The organism is Actinacidiphila sp. bgisy160 (genome assembly GCF_057707815.1).
Genome location: NZ_JBYIQW010000104.1, coordinates 1 through 7,837 on the forward strand (window position 1 = coordinate 1; position 7,837 = coordinate 7,837).

The window sequence follows — 7,837 nt, forward strand, 5'->3', positions numbered from 1 at the left end:
GTCCGAGTGGTCACCGTATTGACTATAGAGGCATCTCGTGAATATGGTCCACTCCATGACGGAAGATGCGTCTGACTCCCAGGCGGTCACTGACACCTGGCGTGTCCATCAGGTCCACCGCGTGGCCACCACCCTGCTGGCCGAGGCGGCCGTCCGCCCCTCGGTACCGATCGGCGCCCTGGCACAGCTGCGCGACTTCCTTGTTGCGAACCTGCGCCATCACCACGAGGCCGAGGACGACGAGCTGTGGCCGCGGATCGTCGCGGCGGCGTCGGCCGCTGAGCGCGGTCTCGCCGCGCTCAGCGAGGAGCACAAGCGACTGGACGCGGCCCTCGACCTGCTGGCTTCGGTGAACCTGAGCGGCGGCCAGGTCGCGGACGGGGCCGGTGAGGCCGCCGGCGCAGGCCTCGGCGACGGCGCCGGGGCGGACGGAGTGCGGGCCGCACTGAGGGACGCGGCCGCCGCAGTGCGCGACACGGTGCACGACCACCTGGCCCATGAGGAGCCGCTCCTCTTCCCCGCGCTCCGCGAGCACATCACCCCCGCGCAATGGCAGGACTTCGCGCAGCGGGTCATCGCGACCACACCGCCCGTGGCCCGAGACCTGATGGTCGGCTTCCTCGACGAGGTGGGGAAACCCCGGGAAGTGGAACCGCTGCTCGAGAGTCTGCAGGCGACGGGCGACCTGCGGATCCTGCGCGACACCGGCGCCTGACTTCCCTCCGTCGGACAGCCGTCACGCGGCGGACGCCACGACCACGGGCGACCTCACCGTTGCGGTCGCCTGTACAACCCCGGCCGACGACGTCGTGGTCACCAGCATCTCGCCGGTGGCCTCGCAAACCGGGAGGCGAGCCGGGTCGCCTTCACCACCTCGCTCGACTTCCTTCGCTCCGTGGCACTGGCCGCGAAGAGGGAAGAGACGCGGAATCCGCTTTTCCAACGACAAGTGCACATCTGGGCATGTGCCACCAACAAGGGAACCCAAGCATGACGACAGTACTTGACCGCTATTTCGAGATCGTGAACGCGGCCGACAATGACCGGTCCGCCCTGGAAGACCTCCGTGAAATCCTCGCGGAGAACGTGCTGCTGATGCACAGCGGGGAAATGGTCCAGGGCCGGGAGCCGGCCGTCGACTTCCACCGGGACCAGGTGGCCAAGTGGAAGGAGTCCAAGCACCATTGGACGGCTTCCGTGGAGGCCGGCGGCTCCATCACCGGCAAGTGGAGCCAGGCCGGACTGGACCTGCAGGGCAACGGGTCCTGCGGAAACGGCCATGTCTCCGTCTCCCTGGACGCCGAGGGGCGGATCTCCCGGCTCCACCTGTCCCTGACCGGTGGGTCGGACCGCGCCCGGGTGCTCATCGCCAAGCACCTGGAGGTCTGGATGATCCCGGATGCGGCCGAGCGCGCCAAGGCGATGGAGGAGATCTACACCGAGGACATCAAGATCATGGAGCCCGAGGATGTCTTCGCGGGGCGAGATGCCATCAACGACTACATCAGCGTCGTGCAGCGCAAGGCCCCGCCCCTGAGCGGCCGGCTCGTGAGCCACCTTCAGAACAAGGAATTCATCCACTGGAGCTGGGATTTCGGCTTCCCGGGAAGCAAGAGGGCGCTGGGATCCGAGGTCCTCCACCTCAATGGGGATCTGATTGAGAAGATCGTCATCTTCAGCGGGCACAGTGACATCTTCACCGAGGGCACGCGGTAGGGCCGCACTCCGCAGGGAGGAGTGCCGTTGCCGAAGAGCGCCGGCTCGGGGCGCTCCTGGCGGAAGGCTCCCTCAGCACGCCGCAGGCCCCCGCCGCGTCGTTGCGGCAGGGGCCCGACTCATGGCGATGAGGGCTGCGACGGGGAGAGTCGGAGCCCTCCGACTACACCACCGCCCAGCCTCGTCGTGGGCCCGCGCGCCCGCATGTCACGGGGGGCCGGCCGGGTGATGCCCTCCCGCGCCCCTGGGCGGCGGCACGCCTGGTGCGGCGACCGGCCCCAGGCCGTGAGCATGCCGGGGGACAGGTCGGCGCAGTCCGGGGAGCCCATCGGCGGCCAGGGCCGCCGCGATGGCGGCGCCGAGGCCCGTGGTGGAGCCGGTGACCAGGGCCGTCCGCCCGGTGAGTCGCTGGGTCAGCTGCCGCGACTTTCTCCGTGGACCGGCTGGGAGCGGGCAAGGCGCCACCTGAAAAATGGACCTCCAAGTCCAGAAAGTGGCAGGATGGTGACATGAAGGCACGACTGACGGCCAAGGGCGCCGCCACCCGGGAACGCATCGTCGAGGGCGCCGCGGAGGAGATCCGTGAGCGCGGCGCGGCCGAGACCACCCTGGACGACATCCGCGCCCGCACGGCCACCAGCAAGAGCCAGATCTTCCACTACTTCCCCGGCGGCAAGGAGGAACTGCTGCTCGCCGTGGCGCGGCACGAGGCCGGCCGGGTCCTGTCCGACCAGCAGCCGCACCTTGGCGCGCTCACCTCTTGGCAGGCCTGGCACGACTGGCGTGACGCGGTCGTCGAACGCTACCGACGGCAGGGGCAGCGGTGCCCGCTCGGCACGCTCACCTCGCAGCTGAACCCCGCCACGCCCGGCGCGCAGGCCGTCACCAGGGAACTCCTCGCGTCGTGGCAGGCCCAGATCACCACCGGCATCCGGGTCATGCAGGAGCAGCGGGAGATCTCCCCGGGACTGGACGCCGACCGCGCCGCGGCCGCCCTCCTCGCGGGCATCCAGGGCGGGGTCTCGATCCTGATGTCGACCGGTTCGCTCACGCACCTGGAGGCGGCCCTCGACCTGGGCATCGAGCGGCTCCTCGAGGCCCCCGCACCGCAACCCGCGCCGGCGTCCGCGCCGGAACCCGCACCCGCGCCGCCGGCCCGCTGACCAGGCACGGCGCGGCTCAGAGCACCTCCAGCGGGACGGGTCCGCCGGGCGGCGGGAAGGCCGCGTCCAGCGCCGCCAGCGCGTCCGGAGGAAGCCGGAGGTCCGCCGCGGCGCGGTTCTCGCGCACGTGTTCCGGCCGCCCCGAGCGCGGGATCGCCGCGACGCCCTGCTCCAGCACCCACGCCAGTGCCACCTGGGCGGGCGTCGCGCCGAGGCCGTCCGCCACGGCCCGCAGCGGTGCGGAACGCAGCAGCCGGCCCTGCTCGACGGGGGAGTACGCCATGACGCCGGCCCGGTTGCGCCGGCACCAGGGGAGCAGGTCCCACTCGATGCCGCGCCGGGTGAGGTTGTAGAGCACCTGGTCCACCGCGACCGCCGACCCGCCCGGGAGGGCGACCAGTTCTGCCATGTCCGCGGCGTCCAGGTTGCTGACCCCCCAGGTGCGGATCTTGCCGGCGGCCATCAGCTCGGTGAATCCTGCCAGGGTCTCCTCCAGCGGATGCCGCCCCCGCCAGTGCAGCAGGTACAGGTCCAGGATGTCCGTCCGCAGCCGCCGCAGGCTCGCCTCGCAGGCCGCGACCACACCACGGCGGTCGGCGTGCCGGGGCAGCACCTTGCTCACGAGGAAGACCTCGGCACGACGTCCCGCGACGGCTTCCCCGACCAGTTCCTCCGCCGCGCCGTCGCCGTACATCTCGGCGGTGTCGACGATCGACATGCCCAGGTCCAGGCCGAGCCGCAGGGCGGCGATCTCCTCGCGGCGGCGGCCCGGGTCCACACCGAGGTGCCAGGTGCCCTGGCCGAGCGCGGGGACGTCCCTCGAGGACAGCCGGACCGTACGCATCGACGCTGCCGCCATCCCTGCCTCCCCGGCACGACACACCTTCAGGCCACCACCCCGCATCCGGTCGTGCAACTCGGTGGACGGCGACGGATCCTACTCGCCCCCGGCGCGCGGACGTTGCCGGTGAACGGCGGGTGGGGGCGGGCGGATCCCGGGAGTTCGGCGGCGCCGCGCACCGCCGCGGCGCGCGGCGCCGGTCCGGCGCGGCGGGGCCCGGCGCGGTGCTCCGCCCGGGTGGTCGTGGGCGCACGGACCCCCGGGCGGGGTAGGGAGCACAGCGGGGCCGACCCCTCACCGCCGCAACCCACGGAGCCGTCGTGAAAATCGGGATCTCCACCTTCATCACCGACCAGGGCATCCGCCCCGCCCCGCTCGGAACCGCCCTGGAGGAACGGGCGTTCGACTCGCTGTTCATCGCCGAGCACAGCCACATCCCGGTGCGGCGCGAGAGCCCCTACCCCGGGGGTGGCGAGCTGCCGGAGATGTACTACCGCACCCTCGACCCCTTCGTCGCCCTCGCCGTGATCGCCGCCGTCACCCGGCGCCTGCTGCTGGGCACCGGGATCGCGCTGATCCCGCAGCGCGACCCGATCCACACGGCCAAGGAGGTGGCCTCCCTCGACCTGGTCTCCGACGGCCGCGCGGTCTTCGGTGTCGGTGTCGGCTGGAACCGCGAGGAGATGCGCAACCACGGCGCCGACCCCGCCACGCGCGGCCTGCTCACCAATGAACGCCTGCGGGCGATCCGCGAGCTGTGGACCGCGGACGAGGCCGAGTTCCATGGCCGGTTCGTCGACTTCGACCCCGTCTTCGCCTGGCCCAAGCCGGTGCGGCGGCCGCACCCGCCGATCTACGTCGGCGGCGGCGAGGGCGCGTTCCGCCGGGTCGCCGAATTCGGCGACGCCTGGCTCGCCAACAGCGACGCGCCGGACGATCTCGGCCCGCGCATCGCGCGGTTGCGCGAGGTCGCGGGGCGCGACGTGCCCGTGACGGTCTACGGGGTCCGCGGCGACCGCGAGCAACTCGAGGCCTACCGGAGACTCGGCGTCGAACGGGTGCTGCTCTACCTGCCGACGCTGCCCGAAGGGGAGACGCTGGAGCACCTGGACCGACTGGCCGCGCTCGCCGGCCGCTTCCGCTGACCGGCGGGCCACGACGAGGGGAGGGCCGGATGCCGGCCCTGACGAGCGGCGAGGCGCGGCGGCGCTTCACCGCCGCGCGCGTCGCCCACCTGGCCACCGCCGACGCCGCCGGAGTGCCGCACCTGGTGCCGGTGGTCTTCGCCGTGGACGGCGACACGGTCGCGCTGGCCGTGGACCACAAACCCAAACGGACCACGCACCTCAAACGCCTGGCCAACATCGACGCCAACCGGTCGGTCTGCCTCCTCGCCGACCACTACGACGAGGACTGGGACGTGCTGTGGTGGGCCCGCGCCGACGGCACGGCCCGCGTCCTGCCCGCGGCCGGCGGATCCGCCGCGGCCGCCCGCCTCGTGGCCCTGCTGACCGCCAAGTACCCCCAGTACTGCGGCCGTCCGCCCGGAGGCCCGGTGGTGGAGATCTCCGTACGGCGCTGGAGCGGCTGGCGGGCCGTGTGAGCCGGTGGGCGGGCCGGGCGGTGAGCGGTCAGCCCGTCAGCCGGCGCGACGGATAGGGCGCCGTACGGCTCCCGTCCGCCCCCGCCACCTCCGTGGGCCGCCCGGTGGCGACGACCCCGCCTCCGGTGTCCCCGCCGCCGGGACCCAGGTCGATCATCCGGTCGGCACCCGACACGACGCTCATCTCGTGCGCGATCACGAGGACCGAGCGCCCGGCGTCCACCAGCCCGTGCAACTGCCGCATCAGCAGTTCGACATCGGCCGGGTGCGGCCCCGTGGTGAGCTCGTCCAGCAGGTACACGGTGTGCCCGCGGCGGCCGCGCTGCAGCTCGGGTGGATCCTGCCGGACGCGAGCGAGGACGTGCCCGAACCGGAGACGCCCGTGAACACGGCCGGCGCGTCCCGCGGGACGTCCACGTCGATGTCGCGCAGGTCGTGCTCGCGAGCGCCGCGCACCCGGGCGTGCCGCGCGCCCCCGGCACCAGTGTGCGCGCCGGTGCCGATGCCCGCCGGTCCGGCGGGGCCTTCGGCGCGGGCGCGGGAGGTCACGTCACGGCAAATAGGACAGCAGCTGGCGGGCGGCCGGGGAGACCCGGTCCTCCGTGGGGAGGGCGGCCGACACCTCCCAGACGTGGTCCTCGGCGCCCGCCAGCGTCACGGTGCGCAGTCCCGCGGCGTGCTCCTTGCGCGCGATGGGCCGCGGCACGACGGCGATGCCCAGCCCGTGGTGGACCAGGTCGATCAGGCTGTGCACGTCGTTGACCTCCAGGGCCACCCGGCGCTGCACGCCGTTCGCGGCGAAGGCCCGGTCGGTGAGCCCGCGCGCGCCCCAGTCGGGGTGGAAGTCGACGAACTCCTCGCCGCCGAGATCCGCCCAGCCCGCCGTGTCCGCCCCGGCCAGCCGGTGCCCGGGATGGCACAGCAGGACCATCGGGGCCCGGGTGATCGGCCGCAGCCGCACCCCCTCGGGCGCCTCGCCGCTCAGGGCCGTGAACGCCACGTCGAGCCGGCCGCTGATGATGTCCTGCACCAGGGCCGCCGATCCGGCCTGCCGCAGCCGGACCTCGACGCCCGGGTGCCGGGCGCGGAAGCGGGCCAGCAGCGCCGGCACGTCGATGCCGGCCAGGCACTGCTCGGTGCCGATGGTGAGCACACCGCGCAACAGGCCCTGCACCGCCGCCACCGCCTCCTTCGCGGCCCGCACGCTCGCCAGCGTGCGGCAGGCCTCGTCCAGTAGGGCCCGGCCCGCCGCGGTCAGCTCCACACTGCGCGTGCTGCGCACGAACAGCGGCGTTCCGAGCTCCTGCTCCAGGGCGCGCACGGAGGCGGACAGGCCCGACTGCGAGATCATGAGGCGTTCGGCGGCGCGGGTGAAGTGGTGCTCCTCCGCGACCGCGACGAAGTACTCCAGATGGCGAAGCTCCATGATTCAGAAGCCTAGCTCCTGAATGCGTTCGCTTTCTTCTATTGGACGTGTGGGTGCAGCTCCGACCAGGCTTGACCCCGTGCCCGCACGGCCGCGGCACGTTCCCGGCCGTGCCGGCACGCCATCAGTACGCAGTCGGCACGCTCGCGCCGGCACGTAAGCCGAGAAAGGCCACGGACACATGCAGACTCGCCGCATCGGCGACACCGATGTCAGCGCGATCGGCCTGGGCGGCATGCCCATGTCGATCGAGGGCCGGCCGGACGAGGCACGGTCCATCGACACCATCCACGCGGCGCTCGACGCCGGTGTCACGCTGATCGACACCGCGGACGCCTACCACCTGCGGGCCGACGAGGTCGGCCACAACGAGACCCTGATCGCCAAGGCGCTCGCGTCCCACGGGCGCGGCTCCGACGTCCTCGTCGCCACCAAGGGCGGCCACCTGCGCCCCGGCGACGGCCGCTGGACCCTCGACGGCTCGCCCGAGCACATCAAGCGAGCCTGTGAGGACTCGCTGCGCCGGCTGGGCGTGGAGGCCATCGGCTTGTACCAGTTCCACCGCCCCGACCCCAAGGTCCCGTACGCGGAGTCCGTCGGCGCGGTGCGCGACCTGCTCGACGAGGGCAAGATCCGTATGGCCGGCGTCTCCAACGCGAACCCGGACCAGATCCGGCAGGCCGACGAGATCCTGGGCGGCCGCCTGGTCTCCGTGCAGAACCAGTTCTCCCCGGCGTTCCGCTCCAGCGAGCCGGAGCTCGAGCTGTGCGACCGGCTCGGCATCGCCTTCCTGCCGTGGAGCCCACTCGGCGGCATCTCCCAGGCCGGCGAACTCGGCTCGTCCTACGCGCCGTTCGCCCGGGTCGCCGAGGCCCACGGGGTCAGCCCGCAGCGTGTGTGCCTGGCGTGGATGCTCGCCAAGTCCCCGTACGTGATCCCGATCCCCGGTTCCAGCCGTCCGGAGACGATCCGCGACTCGGTGGCCGCGGTGGAACTCGTGCTCACCGCCGAGGAGATCGCGGAGCTGGACGCCGTCTGACAGAGCCGTGTGCCGGGGCGGGGGGGGGGGGCACCCCCCCCCCCCCGCA

8 protein-coding genes and 1 pseudogene are annotated in these 7,837 nt (G+C 72.9%); 6 read left to right on the forward strand and 3 right to left on the reverse strand.

What is annotated here, in order from left to right:
* Positions 1-55 precede the first annotated feature (55 nt).
* The 3 genes from AC3EUJ_RS36615 (at position 56) to AC3EUJ_RS36625 (ending at position 2,879) form a co-directional block, all read left to right on the forward strand.
* The gene (locus AC3EUJ_RS36615; RefSeq protein WP_431969234.1) at positions 56-715 is read left to right on the forward strand and encodes a hemerythrin domain-containing protein; all 660 of its coding nucleotides are present in this window, start codon (positions 56-58) and stop codon (positions 713-715) included.
* A 275-nt stretch (positions 716-990) separates the two neighbouring features.
* Entirely contained in the window at positions 991-1,716 is a 726-nt protein-coding gene (locus AC3EUJ_RS36620; protein WP_431969236.1) for a hypothetical protein, read from the forward strand.
* A gap of 509 nt (positions 1,717-2,225) precedes the next feature.
* Positions 2,226-2,879 (forward strand): TetR/AcrR family transcriptional regulator, encoded by a 654-nt coding sequence (locus tag AC3EUJ_RS36625; RefSeq protein WP_431969238.1) that lies wholly within the window; start codon positions 2,226-2,228, stop codon positions 2,877-2,879.
* 16 nt (positions 2,880-2,895) lie between these two features.
* Here AC3EUJ_RS36625 and AC3EUJ_RS36630 read toward each other — a convergent pair whose 3' ends face one another.
* Positions 2,896-3,738 (reverse strand): aldo/keto reductase, encoded by an 843-nt coding sequence (locus AC3EUJ_RS36630; RefSeq protein ID WP_431969240.1) that lies wholly within the window; start codon positions 3,736-3,738, stop codon positions 2,896-2,898.
* A gap of 302 nt (positions 3,739-4,040) precedes the next feature.
* Between AC3EUJ_RS36630 and AC3EUJ_RS36635 the strand changes: the two genes are divergently transcribed.
* Positions 4,041-4,865 (forward strand): LLM class F420-dependent oxidoreductase, encoded by an 825-nt coding sequence (locus AC3EUJ_RS36635; protein ID WP_431969242.1) that lies wholly within the window; start codon positions 4,041-4,043, stop codon positions 4,863-4,865.
* Between the two features lie 29 nt (positions 4,866-4,894).
* Positions 4,895-5,323 (forward strand): TIGR03668 family PPOX class F420-dependent oxidoreductase, encoded by a 429-nt coding sequence (locus AC3EUJ_RS36640; protein ID WP_431969244.1) that lies wholly within the window; start codon positions 4,895-4,897, stop codon positions 5,321-5,323.
* Positions 5,324-5,351: 28 nt separating this feature from the next.
* On the opposite strand, the pseudogene AC3EUJ_RS36645 reads toward AC3EUJ_RS36640, so the two are convergent.
* Together AC3EUJ_RS36645 and AC3EUJ_RS36650 are read right to left on the reverse strand one after the other, a co-directional pair.
* Positions 5,352-5,654: pseudogene (locus AC3EUJ_RS36645) on the reverse strand (ABC transporter); the annotation flags it as partial.
* 219 nt (positions 5,655-5,873) lie between these two features.
* Positions 5,874-6,749 (reverse strand): LysR family transcriptional regulator, encoded by an 876-nt coding sequence (locus AC3EUJ_RS36650; protein WP_431969246.1) that lies wholly within the window; start codon positions 6,747-6,749, stop codon positions 5,874-5,876.
* 181 nt (positions 6,750-6,930) lie between these two features.
* Here AC3EUJ_RS36650 and AC3EUJ_RS36655 point away from each other — a divergent pair, with 181 nt between their 5' ends.
* Positions 6,931-7,788, forward strand: a complete 858-nt coding sequence (locus tag AC3EUJ_RS36655) for an aldo/keto reductase (RefSeq protein WP_431969247.1) — start codon at positions 6,931-6,933, stop codon at positions 7,786-7,788.
* Positions 7,789-7,837: the final 49 nt, after the last annotated feature.

Excerpts from the sequence above, each read along its gene's own strand:
- AC3EUJ_RS36630 (WP_431969240.1), bottom strand. The coding sequence starts at position 3,738 with ATGGCGGCAGCGTCGATGCGTACGGTCCGGCTGTCCTCGAGGGACGTC.
- AC3EUJ_RS36625 (WP_431969238.1), top strand. The coding sequence starts at position 2,226 with ATGAAGGCACGACTGACGGCCAAGGGCGCCGCCACCCGGGAACGCATC.
- AC3EUJ_RS36655 (WP_431969247.1), top strand. The coding sequence starts at position 6,931 with ATGCAGACTCGCCGCATCGGCGACACCGATGTCAGCGCGATCGGCCTG.
- AC3EUJ_RS36620 (WP_431969236.1), top strand. The coding sequence starts at position 991 with ATGACGACAGTACTTGACCGCTATTTCGAGATCGTGAACGCGGCCGAC.
- AC3EUJ_RS36640 (WP_431969244.1), top strand. The coding sequence starts at position 4,895 with ATGCCGGCCCTGACGAGCGGCGAGGCGCGGCGGCGCTTCACCGCCGCG.
- AC3EUJ_RS36615 (WP_431969234.1), top strand. The coding sequence starts at position 56 with ATGACGGAAGATGCGTCTGACTCCCAGGCGGTCACTGACACCTGGCGT.
- AC3EUJ_RS36650 (WP_431969246.1), bottom strand. The coding sequence starts at position 6,749 with ATGGAGCTTCGCCATCTGGAGTACTTCGTCGCGGTCGCGGAGGAGCAC.